Consider the following 20020-nt stretch of genomic DNA (forward strand, 5'->3'; position numbering starts at 1 on the left):
ATCTCTCCCTTATCGGTTGCTGGCGGCAGTGGCCGCGTTCTGGGTCTGCTCGAGGAAGAACAGGACGTTGCCAGCGGTATCGACATAGCGTGGCGTGACACAGGCCGGATCGCCTGAGGTGCCGGCTTCCGGCGACGGACAGTTCGACGTGGAGCGACAGGGATCGAGCGCGCTCCCTGAACCGGCCGTGCCAGCGGGACAGACCGTTCCCGTTGACGCCGGGTGGTCGGGACTACCTGCCCGCATCCCACCGGCGGCACGGCTTCCGTCGCTGATGCGCGCGAGATTGAGGGCATTCAGCGCCGTCACCCATAAATTCGTGGAGTTGATCGCCTCGTTCCAGGCGAGGTTGTTCTGGATCCGGGCCGAGCTGTTTGCATCAAGGGCCGCCATCACCGTGTCAGTCGCGCCGATCTGCTGCCCCGTCGTGCGAAAGCCATTCTGCGCCGCCTGCAGGGTCGAACGGCTGGCATCGAGACCGCCGACGACGTTGCCAGCGGACTGGAAGAGCGTCTGGTCGTTGAGGGCCGCGCCCTTGGCACCGGCAGTGGGCGTGACGGAACTCTCTGGGCTGTAGGCCTGGATCTTGCGGGCACCGTCACCGCTCCGCGGCTGCACGGTCGGGTTGGTGACGTTGGCCTTCTTGCCCGTCGTCACGGCGCATTTGACGCCCTTATTAGCCTCTTTGCGCTGACTTCTGATCGGAACGAGCTTGACCGTCGTCCCGGCGGTCTCCGATTGCTTCGTCAGTAGGGCGGCGTCGTTGACGGGGACATTGGCAAGCGTCGGCGGCACGCCGAGCAACGTGATCATCGTGACGATGAGGTGCGTCCGTTTCATGATGCCTCCCTCCCGAGGAAGATCGGCAGCCAGATTGTAGGGTCGTCACCCACGCGGGCGCGCAGCGCGTCGAGCTCGGCCACCGTCTCGGTCCGGCCGGACAAGACCTTGATGAGATCGGGCATGCCGGCGAGGTTCAACCGTGCCACCACGCTGTCGCGCCCGTGCTTGATCAGGAAGGAGCGGCTTTCCGGGGCGGTCGAACGAATCCACGCGACCTCGCGGCCGGACAGACGGAAGGCCTGGGCGTAGCTGTCGTCGTCGGCCTTCGGGTTCGGGAAGAAGATGTTGGTGCTGGTCTGTTCGATCAGCGTGTTCGACGATCTCGAGCGAACGATATCGGCCGCCGATTGCGTGCCGAAGCCGATGATGCCGTTTTGCTTGCGGATCGTCTTCAGCTTGTCGCGGATGAAGAAGGCGAAGACATCGTCGTCGAGCAGGCGCCAGCCCTCGTCGAGGAAGATCATGACCGGATCGCCGGTCAAGAGCTCCTCGGTCCGATGGAAGATGTACATCAGCGCCGCGGTGCGGATGACCGGATCGCCGAGCACCCGCGTCATGTCGAAGCCGAACACGCTCGAGATCGAGAACCGGTCCTCGTCATTGTCGAAGAGCCAGCCGCGCTGGTCGGCCCGCATCCAGCTTTCGAGCCGGGCGAGCAGATCCCCCTCCCCTGCCCGGATGCGGCCGCGCAGCAGGGTCGAGAAGGCTTTCAGCGTCCGCCCTTCGGGCCCGGCACCGAGCGAGGCCGCGATTGCGTTGCGGATCACCTGCTCCTCGGAGGCCGAGAGCTCGCCGCCATTCGCCGGCCGCAGCATGAAGGCGAAGAGCTCGAACAGGAATTCGCGGTTGGGTGCGGTATCGGGCAGCGAGAGTGGGTTGAAGCCGGTCGCCTCGCCCGGGACGAGTGTTTCGTATTGGCCGCCGAGCGCGCGGATGAAGATCTCGGCGCCGCGGTCCTTGTCGACGAAGACGAGCTTTGGCCGCGGTTCGATCCGCTGGGTCTGCGCCGCGATGAAGGACAGGAACACCGTCTTGCCCGAGCCCGTCGGGCCGACCACGGTGAAATTGCCGATGTCCCGGATATGGTGGTTGTAATAATAGGCCGTCTGCGAGGTCGTCTCGAAGACCGAGATCGCCGGTCCCCAATGATTGCCGGCTGGCCGGCCGCTCGGATAGTTGTGCAGGGAGGTCAGTCCCGCAAAATTCTTCGACGAGAGGATCGACTTGCGCGCGATATAGGCGAAATTCCCTGGAAGTTGGGCCCAGAAGGCCGGCTCGCAATTGAGGTCCTCGCGCACCCAGGTGACCGAGCGATCGGTGAGTGCAGCCCCAATCGCCGTGACTGCCGCGCCCACCTCGGCAAGATCGCGACCAAGGCACATCACGGTCATGTGGTGCTCGCCATAGATCGCCTCGGAGGCGAGGAGCTCGTCGCGCGCTGCGTCGAGATGCTCGGCGACGATCGAGCCGGCTTCGTCCGACATGTCGACCTGGCGGGAGACGCGCTCGATCTGCTTGGCCGCCTCCGGCCGGTCGACGATCGCAAAGCTCTGCGTCGCGATGAACTCGTGCGGGACCCGCAGGAGATTGTCGAAGGAGCCGGGGCCGGTTTGGGCCGGGTATTCCCGGATCGAGACCATCGCGCCGAAGCGCGTGTCGGCGGGGCCGGCGCCACGGAGCTCGATCGCGTTGCGGCCGAAGAAGATGCGCTTCATTGCCAGCGCATCCGCCAGATCCATGCGCGGCAGATGCATCGGCCGCGGCTGGCCGCCGTTCAGCAACTGGACCAGGAATTCCAGCGGTTCGGAGAACCAGACGTCGCCGCGACTGACGACGCCGAGCTGCCGGATTCCGTAGCCCGAGAGGTTCGCGCGGACGGCGGTCGCGACATCGCGCAGCTCGGTGAGCGCTGTTTGCTGTGCGACCGACGCGCCCGCCTCGTCCGTGCGGCCGAGCAGCTTCGCCATCATGAATTCGAAGGTGCCGGCCTGGCCCTGTAGCGGCCGGCGAACGATCGTAAGGTACAGATCGTTGACGAACATCCGCCGTTTCGATAGCGCCGCGTTGTAGCGTTCGTCGAGCTCCCGGCAGAACGGATTGTCGAAGCTGGAGTCGATCCGGGGCTGAATCTCGCGCCGCACGATATGCGAGACGAGTGCGAAGCGAGAATTCGCCAAGGTGCGCACGACATCGTTGCGGCCGAGCAGGTGCGCATTGACCTCGCTGATGTCCGAGGTCTCGAAGGAATAGCCTTCGAGCTTGAAGACGGTCAGCACCAACCCGTTGAGCGTGCGGATGACGTGATCGTCGACATGTCGGGTGTAGGGTACATGTGAGCTGACCGGCCGCTCGCGCCGCGAGACCGCCCCGAAAGTCAGTTCGTCGAGAAGGGCGCGGGCGACCATCTCGCCCTACACGCGATAGCTGTCGGCACTCCAAAAGGAGCGCGAGCGAGGCGGGCACCTGGCGGATCTGACGAAGAGGATCTCGAAGATCCGATCATCCCGCACCGTCATGACGAAGCCAAGCAGATGCAACGGAATCGCCACCAGCAGCATCAGCAGATTGTGCGAGACGAGGAAGCAGACGCTCGTCACCACACCGTTCAGCATGAAGTACATGTAAGGCACGCCCATCAATGTCGGCGCTCGCGTGAGTCCCTTGACCAAGGGCGTGATCAACGGATCCTCCAGCTCGGCTTCGGTCATTGGCCGACAGCCGACTGGAAGAACTGGACGATCTGCGCCGACCCGAAGACCAGGACGATGCCGAAGATGACGCTGCCGGCGATGCCCCAGGTCAGCCGTGCCGTCCAGGCGAAGAAGCCGCAGGCGATGACGGCGAGCGTCGCGAGCGAGGTCGCGATCGGGCCGGTCATCGTCGAGACCAGTTGCTGCAAGGTGGACTGGACCGGTTGCAGGGTGCCAGCCTGGGCGAACGCCTCGCTGGCGCCGAGGCCGAGCAAACAACCGATCGCAGCGGCGCGAGAGATCGAGACCTTCATGGGAGCTCCTCTTCAGTCGATGTGCATGACGAAACCGTCGTTCCAGCCAGCGCCTGGCGGTGCCTTTGACGGGGATTTGCCGGCGACTGCGCGACCGGGCGCGGGCAATGCGTAGAAGTCGTTGATGACCTCGGCGACGTAACGCACGGTCTCCGGATAAGCCGGAACGCCGCGGTTCTTCTCGATCGCTTCCTCGCCGGCGTTGTAGGCGGCGAGGATATAGAAGGGATTGCGGTACTTCTCGTGTAGGGCGCGGAGGAAGCGGACACCGCCGCGGACATTGCCAGCCGGATCGCAGAGATCGACCTGGAAGCGTTTTGCCGTCTCCGGCATGAGCTGCATCAGCCCGAAGGCGCCCTTCTCGGAGAGCGCCACCGAATTGAAGCGGCTCTCGATCTTGGCGACCGCGAGCACGAAGTCGGGATAAAACTCCTCCTCGGTGGCGACACGGGTCACCAGCGCGCGCGCCTCCTCGGGCGGTAGCGGCTTATCGGTCGAGCAGGCTGGCATCCGCCCTGCCTTATCGCCTTGTGTAGGCTGAGCGGGCGCCGGCGCCACCGGCATAACACGCCCCGACGCGTCGACGGTGGCCAGGCGCGGCTGCGGACGATCCTGCGCGCGAACGCCCACGAAAGCAGTCGCGATGATCCCTAGTCCGACTGCCAGGCCTGGAATCCGCATCTCTTGGCTCTTTCAATCTAATATCTATTAGAATAGATGTTGTGAATGTGGTAGCCGCTTTGGCATGAGCCGGTCAACCCCGGTCACGGAGGAACGATGAGAGCGAGAGCTGCTTGGGGGATCGTGGTGCTAAGTGCATTCGGACCGCTTTTGGCGGGACCGGCCGCCGCGCAGGACGCTTCCTTCGGCTGCAAGGTGCTGCTCTGCTCGGCCGCGACCTCGCCCGGCTGGCCAAGCGTCCCCTATTGCGTGCCGGTGATGCAGACTCTGTTCCGGATTCTCGCCAAGGGCGGGAGCTGGCCGAGCTGCCCGGAGGCCCGCACCGGCGGGCTTGGCTATGAGGCTTATCAGACTTGCCCCGCTGGCCAGACGCCCGTCCAACCTAGCGACGATGCCGCAGCAACACCGACGGAGGCGTCCAACGGCAATCTCTGCGCCGACCTGTCGAAGCCGCAGCAGGACTGCTCAACGGATGCGGGCTGCCGCACGCGCTATCCGACGACCCCGCGCGCGATTCGCAGCGAACCTCACTTCGTCGAGATCACCACGGCGAACGGCGTCCAGCGCTTCTACTTCTCGCTGCAGGGCTATTGAGATGAGGCGAACGGGAATCGTCGCGATCGCGATGACGATCCTTGCGATCGCCAGTGCGTCGGCGCAGACGGCGTCACGCTGGTTCCCGGTTCCGGCGCACGCTCAGTATCTCACCGGCGACAGTTGGTCGGATGCGGCCACGACCTATCGCCTCTACGGCGTGCAGTCCTGTCTGCGCGGCACCAGCTTCACCAACGCTCGCGGCATCCACCGAGATTGCGGCGAAGCGTCGCTTGCCATGCTGGTCGCGCTGACGCGCGATCTGAAACCGCAGTGCTATGACGCGGCCGCACAGCCACAGAGCCGCACGGTCTTCGTCTTCTGCGTCGCCACGCGCAGCGAAGGATCGGGTACCGGCTCCCGGATCGATCTTGGCACCGCCTTGATCGCCACGGGCTTCGCCTTTGCCGCGCTGAACCCGGATGGCAAGCCGGTGCATGAACCCTATCTCGTGGCCCAGCGCGTCGCCCAACAAGCTCGCGCCGGGCTCTGGGCCTTTCCCGATCTCCCCGATCCGAACGCCATCATCCTGCGCGCCTTGCGCGAAGGCAGCGCCCCCTCGGCCGGCATGCCGTCACCACGCTGATCGTTCCATCAGGAGACTTCAGATTGCAGCCTCGAGCTCGATATGGGAATCCCGCGATGACGCGGCTGCGTGAAGCCGGCGTCGTCGGCTGCCTCAGCGCGTTCGCGTTTGTCGCGCCGTGCTTGGCGCCGGCCTCGAGCACCGGAACCTATCGTCCGAAGCTGCCGGCGCAGTCGCCACCGCTGCGGGTCGAGGTCATCGACGGCACCCGCTTCCGCGACATCGAGACGAAGGCGGAGTTTCGGCTCTACGGCATAGAGAGCTGCGCGCCCGGCCAGATCGCGACTCTGGCGCGCCAGCCTTGGCCCTGCGGGACAGTTGCCGCGGCCTGGCTGGTGAACGCGACCCTCAACCGCTGGCTCGCCTGCGCTGTGATCCGCGAAGAGGGGGACGAGCGCCTCGCGCGCTGCGCCACCGCCCATCATCCGGATCTCGCAGCTTCGATGCTGCGCGAGGGCGTCGCGGTTCTGGCTCCCGCAGCTAGCGACGATCCGGCAGTCCCGCCGAGCTATGGCCAGGCTGAACAGCAGGCGCGCAAAGCCTACCGCGGCCTGTGGTCGAGCACGTTCGAGATGCCCTGGGACTGGCGCGCGCGCCAGCCCGACGGGGCTCGGGCCGTTGGGCGCGGGAATGTGCCATGACGCTGCGCTCGGTGCGGTTCATCATCGCGCTCCCGATGGCGCTCTCTGGATGTTCAACATCGGCTCCGGAGCCGGTGCCATCGATCGCCACGATATCGGCCGTGGGACGGCACGCATTGCAGACGCCGGCGCGCGTCGTTCCCGGAAGGCTCGAATATGCGCCCGATGGTTGGACCCTTGCGCCGATCCTGACGGAGCGCTTCCCTTACCCCACGCAAACAGACGCTAACGCCGCCTATCTCCGATTGATCAGCGCGGCCGCTCCAGGCTGGTCGCATACTTCGGCAGTGCGCCTGTTCGGTTGCAAGCCGGGCGCCCTCGACGCGCAGACTGCGCGGGTGACCCGCTATCGCGGCCCCGTCGTTCACTGCGCGACAGACTTGCTCGACGGTGACGGCCGGCGGCTGCGGCGCGAGACGGTGAATTTCTACTTCCACCGCTCGCTCTGGACGATGCAGCCGGTCGCCCCGCCGCGCGCGCCCGTCGCATGGCGGGATTGGGAGGGCTCGCCCCGTGATCCCTGGTGGTGGCTGCCCGGCCGCGCTCGCTACCAGTAGGAGGCCGGAGGTGGTTGGTTCGGACCTCATCGAGAAAGGAGCTAGTAGCGAGCGGGGGCGTCAGATTGGGCCGCCTCGTGGGCGCCCCATGACGATCCTGCTCGGACTTCTGCTGATACCGGCGGATGCTGCGCCGCTCCCTGCCCAGGCGCTTACGCCGGATCCGGGCGCCTGGCGTCCTCTCGCCTATTCCGACCTTCAGCGGCCGACGCCGCGCAATGCGACTTACGCCGATATCTGGAAGGATCAGATCGACGCCAACAACGCCGCCTATCGGGCGCGTGGCGATCGGCGCTTCGTCGACGCAAATGCTCCAGCGACAGAGGCGCATTTCGTGATCTGGAGCGCGAAGCGCTCCGTCGTGCTCAGCATCCTGAACACGGCGCTCGGCTGCAAGGAAAAGGCGCGTGACCGCAATGCGGCCATTGTCGTCAAGCTCTGCCCGATGCGCGTCGCGATCTACGACGGTCTGCAGGTCCGGACCATGGAAGCGGGACAAGCCTGCTTCATCGAGCCCGTCCCGGAGACGACGCTCAATCCCAAGATGGCAGCGGCTTATGGCGCCTACGACGTCGCCAGCAAGACTCTGAAGCTTGGGCTGGTCGTCAGTCATCAGGCGCCCGACGGTTGTTCGTTCAATGTCCCGCTCGGTCGAGAATGACCATTCCCTCCTCCCCTCCCCGCCGCATCAGAAAGGGATTGCCATGCCAGTTCATCTGCCTTCCGGGATCGCCCTCTCGATTGCATATCTGCTGATGGCGGGTTCCGCAGAAGCGGCCGAGGCGAATTTCACCTTCAATTCGGCCCGCCGCGATGTGCGGGCCGATCCGGATGGCATCTGGACGGGCGATGCCTTCGCTGGCGGCAAGGCGAGCATCTTCAACTACGAGATGCGATCGGGGGCCGGCAGCCTGATCGTCTCGCAGATCTGGAACGAGGATTGCTCATCCAGCGTCTGCCCGACCAGGCTGGTTCGCCTCGAATCCGACGGCCGCCGTATCGTCCTGGTCGACGATATGATGCACCAGGTCGTTCCGCCGAACGATCCGCGCTTTGCAGGGCTCCCGAAATCGGCCGAGCAAGCCGAATACGAGCGCCATCCCTTCCGACTGAGCCAAGACGGCAAAAAGCTTCTCAATGATGATTTCAGCTTCGACATCGATGAGAGCAAGCCGTGATGGCGCGCTTGCGCATTCGACGGACACTGTTCGAAGGCGGGCTCGCTTTGAGCCTGTCGGCAACCCTGGCCCTCGCCGGCGAGTCCGCCGCAAGCCTCGTCGCGGCCGGCATGCCGGCGAACTGTGCGCCCTTTGCTGCCAAGGTGTCAGCTTCGGAGGGAAATTTTGGCTCGGTCAACCAAGCACGTTGTCTCGGGGCGTTTCAGTTCTGTCCGGGGACCTTCGAGCGCTACTATAAGGGGGAGGCGCAGAGTTTCCTCAACGACCCGCAGGCGCAGGTCGCCGCCTGGTCGAAATATGAGCGCGATTCCTGGTCGCAGGCCGAGCGAAACGGCCTGACCTCGCTTGTTGGCCAGCAAGTCTGTCATGGTGGCCGCTGTGCCATGATCGACCAGTCCGCAATTCTATTCGCCTGCCAGTTCGGCTGTGGCAAAGGCGGGAAGCTCGCCAACTATGCTGCGAATGGCGACTGCAACGCTCGCAACGTCAAGGACGGCAACCTGGTCAGCGTCTGCTCCTATATGATCAAAGGCGCAGGCTACGATGCCTCGTGCTTCACCGGCCAGCAGTCGACCGCCTGTGTCCAGACCCCGACCAGCCCCGGCGACTATCCGACCTCGACGGGGATCGCGGCGAACCCGCCCTCCCCCGGCGACGCTTCGGTCATCGTTGGGCCGACGGATGTCTGAAACTGATCCAAGCGAAGTTTGAACAAATGAGGCCGGCGTCCCTTTGGGGAGCCGGCTTGAAAGTTTGAGAACCCGGCGACACGCCGAATATCTCAGAGGGGAACGGCTGGGACGGGGTCGACGCCGGGAGGAAATGGCGGAGCCCGTTCAAAACAACCGTGCGTCCGATATCGACCTGGGCTGGTGATTTTGCAAGGCAACAGGACCCGCTACCGCTATGCACCAATCGCATGTCAAATCGGGCGCGCGCCTGCGCTTTTCAAGATCGCGGGGCTGAATTGGCTCAGCCGAGTTTCATGGCTCGCGGCGAGCTGCCAGCTCGAACTCGGATTGGCTGACGAGGACGCCTTTCTGGAACACCGCGCAGGACGTCACGCCAGAGCCGGCCTGCATCTGTCGTAACAGGCGCAATGCATCGCTGGCGGAGGTGGCACGATTGGACATCTTTGAGCCTCGCGCAACGGCTTTCACTTGATACACGATATCCTCGCGGTTGATTGCTGCCCGGCGATAGTGGCTGGCAGCGCGCATGAAAAGTATCGCGAACCACATCGGCGTGGAAAAAGCTGCTTCCGTCAACTCCATTGAGACGGACCGCGCAGGATAAATGGCTCAAAGGCGTCGAGCTCGCTTTCAACAGCTGGAGACAGATCGCCGCCACAGTAATGTGCGAAGACAAGCGCCCAGAACATGACCTCGTCCGGTCGCCCTCCAAATAGCGCCTTCTGCGAGACGCGTCCGATCAGCGTGATCGCCCGGATATGCTCATAGCGAGCGTGAAGTTCCTGAGCGACCACCTTCGCATCGGGAATCCGAATCATAGTGACACCATTGCGTAGATGCCGTGCGCTCACGCCGCGGTGGCGAGTGCGGCTTCGCGCAGCACAGATGCCTTGGGGCCCCTCGCCTCCTGGATCGTGTGCAGCGTCTCACGATCGAACGACATCCGCAGGGCCACGACCTCGTCTCGCCCAATTCTCTTCGGGAAGCCCAACGGCCGTACGAAGAAGCGCAACTGCATCGCGATGACCACGAGGCGCCAGTCGATCGCGACTGCGAGGGTGCCGACCCTGTGTGCCAGCGCCCATTCGACGACCCCCTGTGCCAGCTCAAGCAAGGGCTCGTCTCCCTTTGACCGCGTGTCGCGCCAGCCGGGCGCTACGCAGAACCGTGTCCGCTCGAATGTCCGCTGGTCAGTCGGTGGCCGCTTCCAGCACAGATCCGCAAGGTTATTAGTTAGGAGAATGGGCCGGGTTGTCGTCAGCAGCCGCTGGTATCCGACGATGTCTTCGTCGCGCAGGCAGATGCGATGAACGGTGTGATTGCAGCCGGCCTGGTCCAAATCCGACCAGTCCCTGTCATCGACGAAGATCTTGTGGCGAAACTGACAGGCACGCTCCATCGGAGCGGCGTGCGGGTGGATATCTGTGCCTGGTATGGCCAAAAGCATCTCGCGCCTCCTCGATTGATAAAGGGGCGTCGAACTGGTCATACGGGCAGCGTCACGGTTATGGCCGTAAATGACCATTGACAACGAAAATCGGCAGCTAAGTGCAGTCGGAAGTTGTAGCCTCGCGGAACTTGCCCTTGCCAGCCAAACTTAAGAAATGCCGGCTTGAGGAACCCTCCCCTTCCGGCGCCTATCGGGTGGGCATGTTCGATCAAGCAGTAGCCGAGATGGCACTAAAGATCGCGGAACGTGATGTCCTTGCGTTCCTTCTTTCATCTGTGCGGTCAGGCTCGCAGCCGCGAGCTTCGCGATCGAGCTCGCAGGGCCACGCGTGATGGTAGCTTGCTGGTTGGCGCTTGGTCCCAAGTCTCGAGAGCATCGAGATTGGCTTGATGGGCGTCGACCTCCCGGCAGTCTGAACCCACGATCCCGGTTCGACCTCGCCTGCGGGACGCCGCCGCCGACATTTCCTCTCTGACGCTCGGTGATCGGGGAGTTCGAACCTCATGAAACGGCGCCATGGTCTTGAGTTCGGGTGAACCTGTTTCAGACGCGACAGGCTCCCCGACCATAAGGTCAAGGAGTCGGCGCCGCATCGGCCGGCACCAATTCGCTCGCAGGGGTTTCGACGCCCCAAGGCAGCCGTACTACCTCGCTAGGACATTAGGCACCCAGGAGGCTGGTCTACCAGGCTTGAAAGGTTTCTGGATCGGTGCTGCAGCCCGCACGACCGGTGTGGAGCATACACCTGCGGCGCGGACAGTGCCTACCCCTGCTCAGTGCTGCGAAATCATTTGACTGCCTTGCCGCCGGATGTCCGGCGCTGCCGGCCAAGGCCCATCTTCGTTGCAAGGCTTGATCGTGTCTCGGCGTATGACGGGGCGACCATCGGGTAGTCGACTGGCAGACCCCACCGCGCTCGGTATTCCTCTGGCGACAAGCCATGGGCGGAGCGCAGATGCCGCTTGAGCGACTTGAACCTCTCCCCGTCCTCGAGGCACATGATGTAGTCCGCTGTGATCGACCTTTTGACTGTCACCGCTGGCGTGGGCTTTTCCTCGACCGCCACTACCGCCGATTCAGCTCCCAATCCAATGATGGCCGCGTGGGTGGTCGCGATGAGGTTGGGAAGGTCGGCGGTTGGGACAGTATTGTTCGAGACGTACGCCGAAACGATATCGGCGACGAGGCCGGCAAGGCCGTTGGTGTTGTCTGTCACTGCAATCTCCCACAATGTTGCTGTGGTGCGTATGAAACGAAAGCAATGAAGCCTGATTGGAGCAATCGATTAGGTCGACAGCACGAGAATTCTAGGCTTGAGACCACAGAAGCCTAGCACGCTGTCCACAAGATAAGGTTCTCCAGCAGCGTAGACGTGCTGTGTCGTGGCGAAGCTTCAAGGCTGGCGGTCGTCAACATTCTACCCGCGCATCGGTCGATCGAAATAGACAGTCCCGGGAGCTCCTCTAGTCGCGGATCTAAATGGCGAATTGCAGCCTCATGCACTCACGTTGAAGGTTGGTGCCACGACATGCTCGGATGTCGAAGGCGCTATTTGCAGAAGCGCCCTCCCCTCGCCTGGCTGATTCTCCAAGGTTCAGGAGAAAATCTTTCAAGTGGCGGCGTCGTGCGGTCAGGCAGCGACGGACAATATGTGGACTCTTGGCCAAGTTCCCGGAACCTGGTGGCGTTAACGTTTGATTAATCTTAAAATCCTTGTCACCGGCTCCGACTCGCGGCAATCCTATGACTACGAAATTCACCCGTAGTTGGAGCCTATCGCGTAGTTATGCTGAAAGCGCGTAATACCCCCTCCTCCGAGGAGCCGGGCCGCCTCGCGGTCGCAGATATCATCGCTGGCGACGGATCAGCGCTGTCAACCGAGCTGCACGCGATGCGTGAAGCGCTATTCCCCCCTGTCTCGAAAAAGACCTTGCGATCATTTTCCTCTATCGAGGCCGCAAAGCTCATTGGAATTGCGGACGCTTATCTTCGGCAAGTGTCTCTCCAAGGCAAGGGACCGCAGCCGGCAATCACTGCCGGCGGTCGTCGATCGTATACTCTCGACCAGATCAACGAGCTTCGCGCGGTTCTGGAAGAGGGCTCCAAGAACAAACGCTATGTTCCTCACCGCCGAGGGACCGAGCACTGCCAAGTCTTGGCAGCTGTCAACTTCAAGGGGGGCTCCGGTAAGACGACAACCGCTTCGCACCTCGCGCAATATCTCGCACTGCACGGCTATCGCGTTCTGGCGATCGACCTCGATCCGCAGGCCTCGCTTACCGCCCTTCATGGCTATCAACCTGAGTACGACATTCAGGCCAACGAGACGATGTACGCGGCCGTTCGCTACGACGATGAGCGGCGGCCGCTGCGGGATATCATCCGCAAGACCTACTTCGCGGGGCTCGATCTCGTCCCGGGCAATCTGGAGCTCATGGAGTTCGAGCACGACACGCCGCGCGCCCTCGCCGAGCGGTCGACAGAACCATTCTTCGGACGAGTCGCCACTGCCTTGGGTTCGGTGGCCGATGACTACGACGTCATGGTTGTCGACTGCCCTCCCCAACTCGGCTTCCTGACACTTGGCGCGCTTTGCGCCGCAACAGGTCTCCTCATCACGGTTCATCCGCAGATGTTGGACGTCATGTCGATGTGTCAGTTCCTGTTAATGGCCTCGGACATGCTCAAGGTCGTCCAGACCTCTGGTGGTACGCTCGATTACGATTTCATCCGTTACATCGTGACGCGGTTCGAGCCGGCTGACGCTCCGCAAACGCAGATGGTTGCTTTCATGAGGTCCCTGTTCAGAGACCGGGTGCTCAACAGCACGATGGTGAAATCGACGGCTGTCTCGGACGCTGGGTTGTCCAAGCAGACGCTGTATGAGGTCGGCAGGGAGAATTTCTCCAAACAAACCTACGATCGCGCGGTCGAGTCCCTTGACGCCGTGAACGGCGAGATTGAGCGCCTGATCGCTCAAGCGTGGGGGCGTGCTGCATGAGCGCTCGAGACCATCGTCGGTATCTTCCGGAGCGAGTTGCCACCTGGCAACTCGCCCGCTTGTATCGCCCCGCTTTCAAGATCCGCCATGCCGGCCGCAAAATTCCGCGTCCGCTTTCTCCGGACCAAGGTTGGGACGGCGCCAGGTGGCGTCGCTTTACGTGCATCGCCAGCGGCGCGTCGCAACTGGACGCACTCTCATCTTGTCTGCCCTTCGAGTTGCCAGGTGGCAACTCGAAGGCTGGAGCCGGTGCAACCGCGGTCAGCGGAGGGAGTGTGCGACCATGAGTCGAAAGGACACTCTTCGCGCGATGCTCACCCGCCGTACTGACGAGTTGCCAGGTGGCAACTCGTCAGTTGCGACGCCTCCAGCAACGCCTCTGCAGCATGTTCGAGCTGGCGCTGTGGGCGCGATGGGGCGCTCGCTTGAACACATCGCGTCTGCTGCCGAGCGCGCAAAAGCGTTGATCGCATCAGGCGCATCCGTCATCGAAATCGCGCCGGATAAGCTGACGAGTTCGTTTGCTCAGGATCGCCTCGACGACGAGGGCATCGAGCAGACGACGCTCTATACGGCGATCAAGGAATCTGGTCAGAAAAGTCCGATCCTTGTCCGGCCGGATCCCAGCAAGGCTGAGCACTTCCAGATCGCCTATGGTCACCGGCGGGCAAGGATTCTTCGCCTGCTTGACCGGCCAGTCCGTGCGGTCGTCCAGAACCTGTCTGACGAAGAGTTGGTCGTCATTCAGGGTCAGGAGAATTCGGCCCGGAAGGATCTGAGCTATATCGAGCGCGGCCTCTTTGCTCTGACTCTCGAGGAGAGGGGGTTCGAGCGCGCGGTCATTATGTCAGCGCTGAGCATGGAGAAGACCCAGCTTTCGAGGCTGCTGGCGCTTACGAAGTCCATATCCAAAGACCTCATCGTCGCGATAGGCCCCGCGTCGAAAGCCGGGAGGCCGAGATGGACGGCATTTGCGGAGCGGCTTGAGGCAATCGACGACAGGTCGCGGCTCGACGGACTGCTTTCCAGTCCAGAGTTCAAGGATGCTGATAGCGATCAGCGCTTTCTCCTGGCATTCGGCGCATTGGCTCCGAGGCGGCCGACGAAGGAGAAAAAAGTCATTCTGAGAGCTGAGGCGGGTGAGCGAATCGCCACCATTGAGCGGACAAAGAAAACATTGTCGGTCGTGGTCGATACCTCGGCGTCATCGGCATTCGGGGAGTTCGTCGCGGCGCAACTCCCGGAACTTTTTCGCCAATTTCAGTCGAAAGGAGTGGCCTGACGAAGCAGGTTACAACGTAAGAGGCCGCAAAAGAAAAAGGCCCCCAGAACGAGTTCCGGAAGCCCTTCTCCTGTGTAGCAACTAGAGAATCACACTTCCGCGAATCGCTGTCAAGAGTCACGTCGAACGCAGTGTCGTTTTGGCGAGCCCAATTCTTTTGCCTAACCACAGGTAAAGGAACATGGTTTCGCACATCTCAACGACGCCCTTTGGGCGGCGAACGCTGACGCTTGCGCATGTGGCAAGCCAGGCGGACGCGAAGGATAGACCGCCGGAGAAAGCGGTCCACAAATGGAACATCTTCCGCGCGATCTGCATGGCGAAGAACCGTCTGGGGGTGACCGAGCGCGCCCTGGCGGTCCTGGACGCCCTGCTGACGTTTCACCCGGAGACAGTCCTGACAGGGGAGGGGCTGGTGGTCTTTCCCTCCAACCAGCAGCTCTGCCTGCGGGCGCATGGCATGTCGCCGGCGACGTTGCGACGTCATCTCGCGGTCCTGGTCGACTGTGGCTTGATCATCCGGCGCGATAGCCCGAACGGGAAGCGCTATGCCCGCAAGGGCAGGGGAGGGGAGATCGAGCTCGCTTTCGGCTTCGACCTGGCGCCACTGGTTGTCCGCGCCGAGGAATTCGAAGCGCTGGCGGAAGAGGTCCTGGCTGAAGACCGGGCTCTGAAGCTCGCGCGCGAGCGGATTACAATCTGTCGGCGGGACATCTGCAAGATGATCGCGACGGGCATCGAAGAGGGCGTTCCGACGCGAAGGGATGGCCGGGGGCCGGCCAACTGGGCCGAACTGCATGAGCTCTATAGGGGCATTGTCGGCCGGCTTCCGCGGACCGCCACGCGAACGCTGCTCGAAGAGATCGCGACCGAGCTGTCGCTGCTTGCCGACGAAATCCTCAACCTTCTGGAGATGCACATTAAAACTCAGAATCCGAGCGGCAATGAGTCTCATTCTGAGCGTCACAAACAGAATTCAAAACCAGACTCTCTTTTTGATCTTGAACCACGCTCTCCAGAGAGCAGGGGGGCGATTGTCGCGTTCGATCCTGAACCGGAGCGGATGCCGGACAGGACGTATCCCTTGGGGATGGTCTTGGACGCCTGTCCCGACATTATCGACTACAGTCGCGGTGGCATCGGCAATTGGCGCGACTTCCAGGCGGCGGTCGCTGTGGTTCGGCCGATGCTGGGAATCAGTCCGAGCGCCTGGTTCGATGCGCAAACCGTCATGGGCGAAAGCGACGCGGCCGTCGTCGTGGCCGCCATTCTGCAGAGGGGAGAAGCGATCAGCAGTGCCGGCGGCTATCTGCGCGGCCTGACCCGCAAGGCCGCAGCGGGGGAATTCTCTCTGGGACCGATGCTGATGGCCCTGATCGGCAGCAGAAAGCGGGAGAAGCAACGTGCCTAGCCGGTGCCGTGGTCCGCTCTGTCATAAGCTGCGTGAATCGGTGGCGCCGGATCGATTCAACCTTTGCGTTGGACCGGGCGGTCGACAGCGAGCGACATGTCCGCATGGACAGAGCCCTGACCTCGAATGGACCGCGGTTGCAGATGCTGGTGCTGGACCGGACCGATCCGCACCAGAACATGGCGCGCTTCTACGTGCTCTCCCTCGAACCGACGCTGTTCGGCGATGCGGCGCTCGTGCGCGAATGGGGACGCTGGGGCCGGCCCGGCCGGCGGCGGTTGGACCTGTTTGCGGATATCGAGGCGGCCGCCGAGGCGCTCGAGGACTGGTTGCGGAAAAAGACCAGGCGCGGCTATCGCGTCGCCGACAGTGCGGCCGGAGCCGAGGATCGCGACAGGCGCGTCTAGTTGCTAGGTGGCAACTTGGCGGGCGCATGCTGCACTGGGCCTGAGAGATTCCGGTTGTGTCGATGCAGGTGCTGCGGGAAGCTGCCTTCCCTAGGGAGGCGATGACATGCGGACGCATAAAACTGCCGAAGCCGGAATGGCCCGGGTCAATGGGATCCTCATTCGCAGCGCGATTGTCGTGGCGATTGCTGCAGCTTTGGTCGCGCCGCTGTTACGTTGAGCGTGGTACTATCGGTCGAGCACGTGGCGACGCGGCGCGGCAAGCTCCGTGTTTGGAGATCGGCGAGCTTGGCAGAGCCGGACGCGCAGCAATGGCTAGAGCGCCAATCGGGCAGCCTTGCTGCGCTGCCGGTCAGCTTCGTTGTAGTAGCTCGCCGCCTGCTGGACCGAGCGGTGCTGCGACTGTGCCATCGCCGCAGGCAAGGGCACGCCGTTCTGGGCAGCTTCGGTCAGATAGCCGGAGCGTAGGCCGTGGGCGGAAAACGCGAGTGGATCGAGCCCGGCCTGGGCGCAGCGGCATTTCAGGATCAGATTGACGGCTTGTGGAGTGAGGGCGCGATTGGAGAGCCCCTCCCAGCGATCGATTGCCCGGAACACTGCGCCTTTGCTGATGTTGGCGCGTTCGAGCCAGTCGCGCAGGGCTACGACCGGCGGGCCGACAATCAGGACGCGGGCATCCTCGTCGGCAGCCGCGGTCTTGGTCTTGCCGAGCGCGATCGCCAGGCAGGGCAGGCGCGGCGAATCCGGATCGTCGGGATCGCGCGGCACCGGCGCTTCCTCGCTGAGCTGCTCGACCCGCAAACGGGCGATCTCGCTGCGGCGGCGGCCGCCCGAGCCGAACGCGACCAGCAACAGCGCCTGGTCGCGGCTGTCGCATAGTCGGTCACTGCCGCAAGTGGCGAGCAAGTGATCGAGGATCGTGCGGGTGACGGCCCGCTTGCTCTTGCGCCGGCGCGGTCGGGCGCTGGCCCGCACCGCCAGTCGCACTGCCGTTCGTAACGATGGCGCGGCGAACGGGCCCAAGAGCCCCTTCCAGCGGTGCAACGTCGCCCAATGCGCGAGACGGCGTTTCACCGTCGCGGGCGCATGCGGACCGTCAACGCGCAAATGACCGCCGAGGCGCAAGGCGCTTGCGATAGCGTCGGGCATGCCGTGGCTGGGATTCGCCTCGCGTTGGGCTGGGTCCCAGAGATGCTGGGCCAAAAATTTCAGCGCCAGCGCTTCCGGAGCCGGCCAGGGCAGGGGCGACCCGGTCGCAGCGATCGCCCAGGCCTCGAGATAGGCTAGGTCCGAGGCCAAGGCGCGCAACGAGTTTTCGCCCATGCCCTCCTTGGCGAGGTGGCGCAGGGTCGCGACGTCGTTGTCGGTCAGGATTTTGGCGAGCTGGTCGCGCCGCTCCATCGGCAAAATGCCGGCGAGCGCGTCGAGCTGCAGGGCGCGGCGGGTTTCGGCGCCGCCGATCGCTGTGATGTCATTCATGGCATGCCCTGCGCTGGCCGAGGGTCGCTTTTGAGAACCTTCGACTGAGGACCAGCATCATTCCGCTGTCGGCCGCTTTGGTGTACAACTCCTCCATGACCCGCGAGCAAGCTATCGCCGAGATCGCTGTCAGCGCCCCCGCCTTGCGCGCTCGCGGAGTCGAGGCCGCATATCTGTTTGGCTCGACCGCGCGCGGTGAAGCGCGGCCCGACAGCGACTTCGACGTCTTCGTTGACATCGCGCCGGACGCAAAATTCTCGCTACTTGATCTGGCCGGCGTGCACCGCCTGTTGAACGAGTCGATCGGGCGCAAGGTCGATGTGACCACGCGAGAAAGCCTGCATCCCAAGCTGCGCAGCGAGATCGAGCGGGACGCCGTGCGCGTGTTCTGATGGCGCGCCGCATCGACGTTGTTCTCGAGGACATCCTCGTCGCGATCGACATTGTCGACGGGGCTGTCGACGGGCGAACGCAGGCGAGTTTCCAGGCTGACGTGTTTCTCCAGCTCGGAGTGGAGCGGGCTCTTGAGATCATCTCGGAGGCGGTTCGGCATCTGCCCTAAGAGCTTTTGGCGACGCAGCCAGATATCCGCTGGCCGGACGTGCGTGCGCTCGGCAACCTGATCCGCGACGAATATTGGCGTGTCGATCCCAAAATCGTTTGGCGGATCGTCGCCGACGATCTCCCGCCGCTGCGCGCCGCGATCGCGGATCTGCTCCGGCGACAGACGGCCTGAGCCATCCGGCGCTCGCGTTAACGGCCTTTCGCCGACGAACCGATCGCATCGCTTCACCGCTGATCCTTGCGCTTCCTATTCGCCATTCTCGTCGTCCGGAGGCCCGGCTGACGTCATCGTCGGTGTTTTGGAGCGCCAGAATCGCCGATTACGGAGGACATGTCCATCACTATCGATAAGAGGTAATTATCGATAGTTATAGATGTACGGTGGTGGGTGTCAGTGTGAAACAAACGAATGGCTATTTAGATTGGTTATGATAGATTTGTAGGGGTGAATTCAACTCGCTACGATTTCTCGCACGCCGAGCGCCAGGCGCTGGTTTCGGACTGCGCCGTAGCCGCGGAAGCCGCGGCGATCGCGCTCGCCCGTTGCGACGAGCGTCTGCTCCACGCCGAGCCCGTCCTGGCCGAGGGCGCGCGCCAGCGCGGCCACGCTTTTGAGGCCCAGGCCCTGATCGGGCTCACGGGCGGCCTGTGCCCGCTCGAGGACCTTTGCCTGCACGATGCCGGCATGGATGTGCGCAGCCCGACGCGCGAGATCGCCCGGGCTGCCGCCATGCTCGACGAGCGCCGGCGCCTGGCGCGGCGTGAGCCGGACGAGATCTTGAGCCCGAGCGCCCTTCGGCAGCGGCTCGGGATCGAAGGATCACCGGAACCCGGTCGGCCGGACAGGTTGACGACCTCGGTGGCCGCGAAACAGTTCGTGGCACCCTGGGACCGGATCGGACGGGACGACGACGATCAGGACCACGCCGGTGAAAATGAACAGGACCTGGAGGAGGAGGAGGACGATCACGCCGATTCGGCCTTCGCTGAGATCGACGCTCTGTTGGTGCGGACCCGCAAAAAGCTAGACGCTTGGAACGATTTGTCCTCCGACGCGGGCCGCAAAAACCTGACCCTGCGCGATCCCGGCTATGATGCCGCCGGGCGGTTCGCGCGCTGGCAACACATTCTGGAGGAGGGCAGGGGGCTGCCAGCCGCGCTTGCGGCCGCGCTCGCGCTCGACGCCTGGCTTTGGCTCGAGCCGTCGGAACGCGCCGGCGAATTCGGCTTCGCGCTGGCCGCGACCGTGTTGCGGCAGCGGGGGGCGGCGTTGGCGCATTTGCCGGCGCTTGGGCTGGGGTTGAGGCGAGGGAAGTTTCGGTGGAGCCCGCATTTGGCGCTCGGCGTCCGGATCGCGGGGCTGCTCGACGCCTTTGCCGAGACCGCCGTGTTCGGGCAGGCGGATCTTGACCGGTTGACCTTGGCTCGAGCCGTGATGTTGCGGAGGTGTGAGGGCAGGAGGGGGAATTCGAAACTGGCGGAGCTGGTCGACCTGTTCGTGGCGTCACCGCTCGTCACCGTGCAGCTGGCGGCGGCGCGCCTGCAGGTGACGCCGCAGGCGGTCGAGGCCATGCTGAAGCAGCTCGGCGGCAGCCTGCCGCGCGAGTTGACGGGCCGGAAGCGGTATCGGGCCTGGGGGATCATGTGACC

At 63.6% G+C, this 20020-nt stretch carries 23 protein-coding genes and 1 pseudogene; 14 read left to right on the forward strand and 10 right to left on the reverse strand.

Annotated features, from left to right (window positions below; translation table 11 throughout):
- Window positions 1–9 precede the first annotated feature (9 nt).
- From BLM15_RS30685 to BLM15_RS30705, 5 genes are read right to left on the reverse strand one after another with little or no spacing between them, the layout of a single operon-like run.
- The gene (locus tag BLM15_RS30685; protein ID WP_126116693.1) at window positions 10–840 is read right to left on the reverse strand and encodes a hypothetical protein; all 831 of its coding nucleotides are present in this window, start codon (window positions 838–840) and stop codon (window positions 10–12) included.
- Window positions 837–3248 carry a VirB4 family type IV secretion/conjugal transfer ATPase gene (locus BLM15_RS30690; RefSeq protein WP_126116694.1) on the reverse strand — a complete coding sequence of 804 codons (2412 nt, stop codon included), beginning with the start codon at window positions 3246–3248 and terminating at the stop codon, window positions 837–839. The genes BLM15_RS30685 and BLM15_RS30690 overlap by 4 nt, the downstream gene beginning before the upstream one ends.
- A gap of 6 nt (window positions 3249–3254) precedes the next feature.
- A complete protein-coding gene (locus BLM15_RS30695; RefSeq protein WP_126116695.1) occupies window positions 3255–3551 on the reverse strand; it encodes a VirB3 family type IV secretion system protein in 297 nt (98 codons plus the stop codon).
- Window positions 3548–3847 (reverse strand): TrbC/VirB2 family type IV secretion system protein, encoded by a 300-nt coding sequence (locus tag BLM15_RS30700; protein WP_126116696.1) that lies wholly within the window; start codon window positions 3845–3847, stop codon window positions 3548–3550. The genes BLM15_RS30695 and BLM15_RS30700 overlap by 4 nt, the downstream gene beginning before the upstream one ends.
- Window positions 3848–3859: 12 nt before the next feature.
- Window positions 3860–4357 carry a lytic transglycosylase domain-containing protein gene (locus BLM15_RS30705; RefSeq protein WP_236846831.1) on the reverse strand — a complete coding sequence of 166 codons (498 nt, stop codon included), beginning with the start codon at window positions 4355–4357 and terminating at the stop codon, window positions 3860–3862.
- 297 nt (window positions 4358–4654) lie between these two features.
- On the opposite strand from BLM15_RS30705, the gene BLM15_RS30710 reads away from it, so the two are divergent.
- From BLM15_RS30710 to BLM15_RS30740, 7 genes are all read left to right on the forward strand, one after another.
- On the forward strand, window positions 4655–5122 hold the full coding sequence (locus tag BLM15_RS30710) for a hypothetical protein (RefSeq protein ID WP_236846832.1): 468 nt from the start codon (window positions 4655–4657) through the stop codon (window positions 5120–5122).
- Window position 5123: 1 nt separating this feature from the next.
- A complete protein-coding gene (locus tag BLM15_RS30715; protein WP_126116699.1) occupies window positions 5124–5708 on the forward strand; it encodes a thermonuclease family protein in 585 nt (194 codons plus the stop codon).
- A 56-nt stretch (window positions 5709–5764) separates the two neighbouring features.
- On the forward strand, window positions 5765–6349 hold the full coding sequence (locus BLM15_RS30720; RefSeq protein WP_126116700.1) for a thermonuclease family protein: 585 nt from the start codon (window positions 5765–5767) through the stop codon (window positions 6347–6349).
- A complete protein-coding gene (locus BLM15_RS30725) occupies window positions 6346–6906 on the forward strand; it encodes a hypothetical protein (protein WP_126116701.1) in 561 nt (186 codons plus the stop codon). The genes BLM15_RS30720 and BLM15_RS30725 overlap by 4 nt, the downstream gene beginning before the upstream one ends.
- A gap of 88 nt (window positions 6907–6994) precedes the next feature.
- The gene (locus tag BLM15_RS30730) at window positions 6995–7567 is read left to right on the forward strand and encodes a hypothetical protein (protein WP_126116702.1); all 573 of its coding nucleotides are present in this window, start codon (window positions 6995–6997) and stop codon (window positions 7565–7567) included.
- A 43-nt stretch (window positions 7568–7610) separates the two neighbouring features.
- Complete coding sequence (locus BLM15_RS30735) at window positions 7611–8084, forward strand: hypothetical protein (protein ID WP_126116703.1); 474 nt, start codon at window positions 7611–7613, stop codon at window positions 8082–8084.
- Window positions 8084–8773, forward strand: a complete 690-nt coding sequence (locus BLM15_RS30740; RefSeq protein WP_126116704.1) for an acyltransferase — start codon at window positions 8084–8086, stop codon at window positions 8771–8773. The genes BLM15_RS30735 and BLM15_RS30740 overlap by 1 nt, the downstream gene beginning before the upstream one ends.
- Window positions 8774–9067: 294 nt before the next feature.
- Here the strand turns inward: BLM15_RS30740 and BLM15_RS30745 are convergent, their stop codons facing one another.
- From BLM15_RS30745 to BLM15_RS30760, 4 genes are all read right to left on the reverse strand, one after another.
- A complete protein-coding gene (locus tag BLM15_RS30745; protein ID WP_126116705.1) occupies window positions 9068–9358 on the reverse strand; it encodes a hypothetical protein in 291 nt (96 codons plus the stop codon).
- A complete protein-coding gene (locus BLM15_RS30750; RefSeq protein WP_126116706.1) occupies window positions 9349–9594 on the reverse strand; it encodes a hypothetical protein in 246 nt (81 codons plus the stop codon). The genes BLM15_RS30745 and BLM15_RS30750 overlap by 10 nt, the downstream gene beginning before the upstream one ends.
- Before the next feature lie 29 nt (window positions 9595–9623).
- Window positions 9624–10223, reverse strand: coding sequence for an acyl-homoserine-lactone synthase (locus BLM15_RS30755; protein WP_126116707.1), 600 nt, complete (start codon window positions 10221–10223; stop codon window positions 9624–9626).
- A gap of 790 nt (window positions 10224–11013) precedes the next feature.
- A complete protein-coding gene (locus BLM15_RS30760; protein ID WP_442859480.1) occupies window positions 11014–11442 on the reverse strand; it encodes a Ros/MucR family transcriptional regulator in 429 nt (142 codons plus the stop codon).
- A gap of 570 nt (window positions 11443–12012) precedes the next feature.
- Here BLM15_RS30760 and repA point away from each other — a divergent pair.
- The 4 genes from repA (at window position 12013) to BLM15_RS30780 (ending at window position 16327) form a co-directional block, all read left to right on the forward strand.
- The gene (gene repA / locus BLM15_RS30765) at window positions 12013–13227 is read left to right on the forward strand and encodes a plasmid partitioning protein RepA (RefSeq protein WP_126116708.1); all 1215 of its coding nucleotides are present in this window, start codon (window positions 12013–12015) and stop codon (window positions 13225–13227) included.
- A 283-nt stretch (window positions 13228–13510) separates the two neighbouring features.
- Entirely contained in the window at window positions 13511–14509 is a 999-nt protein-coding gene (gene repB / locus BLM15_RS30770; protein WP_126116709.1) for a plasmid partitioning protein RepB, read from the forward strand.
- Between the two features lie 181 nt (window positions 14510–14690).
- Window positions 14691–15920, forward strand: coding sequence for a plasmid replication protein RepC (gene repC / locus BLM15_RS30775; RefSeq protein WP_126116710.1), 1230 nt, complete (start codon window positions 14691–14693; stop codon window positions 15918–15920).
- Window positions 15921–16063: 143 nt separating this feature from the next.
- Window positions 16064–16327 carry a WGR domain-containing protein gene (locus BLM15_RS30780; RefSeq protein ID WP_126116711.1) on the forward strand — a complete coding sequence of 88 codons (264 nt, stop codon included), beginning with the start codon at window positions 16064–16066 and terminating at the stop codon, window positions 16325–16327.
- A 315-nt stretch (window positions 16328–16642) separates the two neighbouring features.
- Here the strand turns inward: BLM15_RS30780 and BLM15_RS30785 are convergent, their stop codons facing one another.
- Window positions 16643–17806 carry a tyrosine-type recombinase/integrase gene (locus tag BLM15_RS30785; protein ID WP_126116712.1) on the reverse strand — a complete coding sequence of 388 codons (1164 nt, stop codon included), beginning with the start codon at window positions 17804–17806 and terminating at the stop codon, window positions 16643–16645.
- Between the two features lie 95 nt (window positions 17807–17901).
- On the opposite strand from BLM15_RS30785, the gene BLM15_RS30790 reads away from it, so the two are divergent.
- From BLM15_RS30790 to BLM15_RS30800, 3 genes and pseudogenes are all read left to right on the forward strand, one after another.
- Complete coding sequence (locus tag BLM15_RS30790) at window positions 17902–18198, forward strand: nucleotidyltransferase family protein (protein WP_126116713.1); 297 nt, start codon at window positions 17902–17904, stop codon at window positions 18196–18198.
- Window positions 18198–18542, forward strand: a pseudogene (locus BLM15_RS32270) (HepT-like ribonuclease domain-containing protein). The gene BLM15_RS30790 and the pseudogene BLM15_RS32270 overlap by 1 nt, the downstream one beginning before the upstream one ends.
- A 273-nt stretch (window positions 18543–18815) precedes the next feature.
- Window positions 18816–20018: an RHE_PE00001 family protein gene (locus tag BLM15_RS30800; RefSeq protein ID WP_126116715.1), complete on the forward strand. Its 1203-nt coding sequence runs from the start codon at window positions 18816–18818 to the stop codon at window positions 20016–20018.
- The last annotated feature ends 2 nt before the right edge of the window (window positions 20019–20020 follow it).

The organism is Bosea sp. Tri-49 (genome assembly GCF_003952665.1).
GTDB lineage: Bacteria > Pseudomonadota > Alphaproteobacteria > Rhizobiales > Beijerinckiaceae > Allobosea.

Coding starts and splice junctions, on each gene's coding strand:
- BLM15_RS30685 (WP_126116693.1), bottom strand. CDS start 840: ATGAAACGGACGCACCTCATCGTCACGATGATCACGTTGCTCGGCGTG.
- BLM15_RS30690 (WP_126116694.1), bottom strand. CDS start 3,248: ATGGTCGCCCGCGCCCTTCTCGACGAACTGACTTTCGGGGCGGTCTCG.
- BLM15_RS30695 (WP_126116695.1), bottom strand. CDS start 3,551: ATGACCGAAGCCGAGCTGGAGGATCCGTTGATCACGCCCTTGGTCAAG.
- BLM15_RS30700 (WP_126116696.1), bottom strand. CDS start 3,847: ATGAAGGTCTCGATCTCTCGCGCCGCTGCGATCGGTTGTTTGCTCGGC.
- BLM15_RS30705 (WP_236846831.1), bottom strand. CDS start 4,357: ATGCCAGCCTGCTCGACCGATAAGCCGCTACCGCCCGAGGAGGCGCGC.
- BLM15_RS30715 (WP_126116699.1), top strand. CDS start 5,124: ATGAGGCGAACGGGAATCGTCGCGATCGCGATGACGATCCTTGCGATC.
- BLM15_RS30720 (WP_126116700.1), top strand. CDS start 5,765: ATGACGCGGCTGCGTGAAGCCGGCGTCGTCGGCTGCCTCAGCGCGTTC.
- BLM15_RS30725 (WP_126116701.1), top strand. CDS start 6,346: ATGACGCTGCGCTCGGTGCGGTTCATCATCGCGCTCCCGATGGCGCTC.
- BLM15_RS30730 (WP_126116702.1), top strand. CDS start 6,995: ATGACGATCCTGCTCGGACTTCTGCTGATACCGGCGGATGCTGCGCCG.
- BLM15_RS30735 (WP_126116703.1), top strand. CDS start 7,611: ATGCCAGTTCATCTGCCTTCCGGGATCGCCCTCTCGATTGCATATCTG.
- BLM15_RS30740 (WP_126116704.1), top strand. CDS start 8,084: ATGGCGCGCTTGCGCATTCGACGGACACTGTTCGAAGGCGGGCTCGCT.
- BLM15_RS30745 (WP_126116705.1), bottom strand. CDS start 9,358: ATGGAGTTGACGGAAGCAGCTTTTTCCACGCCGATGTGGTTCGCGATA.
- BLM15_RS30750 (WP_126116706.1), bottom strand. CDS start 9,594: ATGATTCGGATTCCCGATGCGAAGGTGGTCGCTCAGGAACTTCACGCT.
- BLM15_RS30755 (WP_126116707.1), bottom strand. CDS start 10,223: ATGCTTTTGGCCATACCAGGCACAGATATCCACCCGCACGCCGCTCCG.
- repA (WP_126116708.1), top strand. CDS start 12,013: ATGCTGAAAGCGCGTAATACCCCCTCCTCCGAGGAGCCGGGCCGCCTC.
- repB (WP_126116709.1), top strand. CDS start 13,511: ATGAGTCGAAAGGACACTCTTCGCGCGATGCTCACCCGCCGTACTGAC.
- repC (WP_126116710.1), top strand. CDS start 14,691: ATGGTTTCGCACATCTCAACGACGCCCTTTGGGCGGCGAACGCTGACG.
- BLM15_RS30780 (WP_126116711.1), top strand. CDS start 16,064: ATGCTGGTGCTGGACCGGACCGATCCGCACCAGAACATGGCGCGCTTC.
- BLM15_RS30785 (WP_126116712.1), bottom strand. CDS start 17,806: ATGAATGACATCACAGCGATCGGCGGCGCCGAAACCCGCCGCGCCCTG.
- BLM15_RS30790 (WP_126116713.1), top strand. CDS start 17,902: ATGACCCGCGAGCAAGCTATCGCCGAGATCGCTGTCAGCGCCCCCGCC.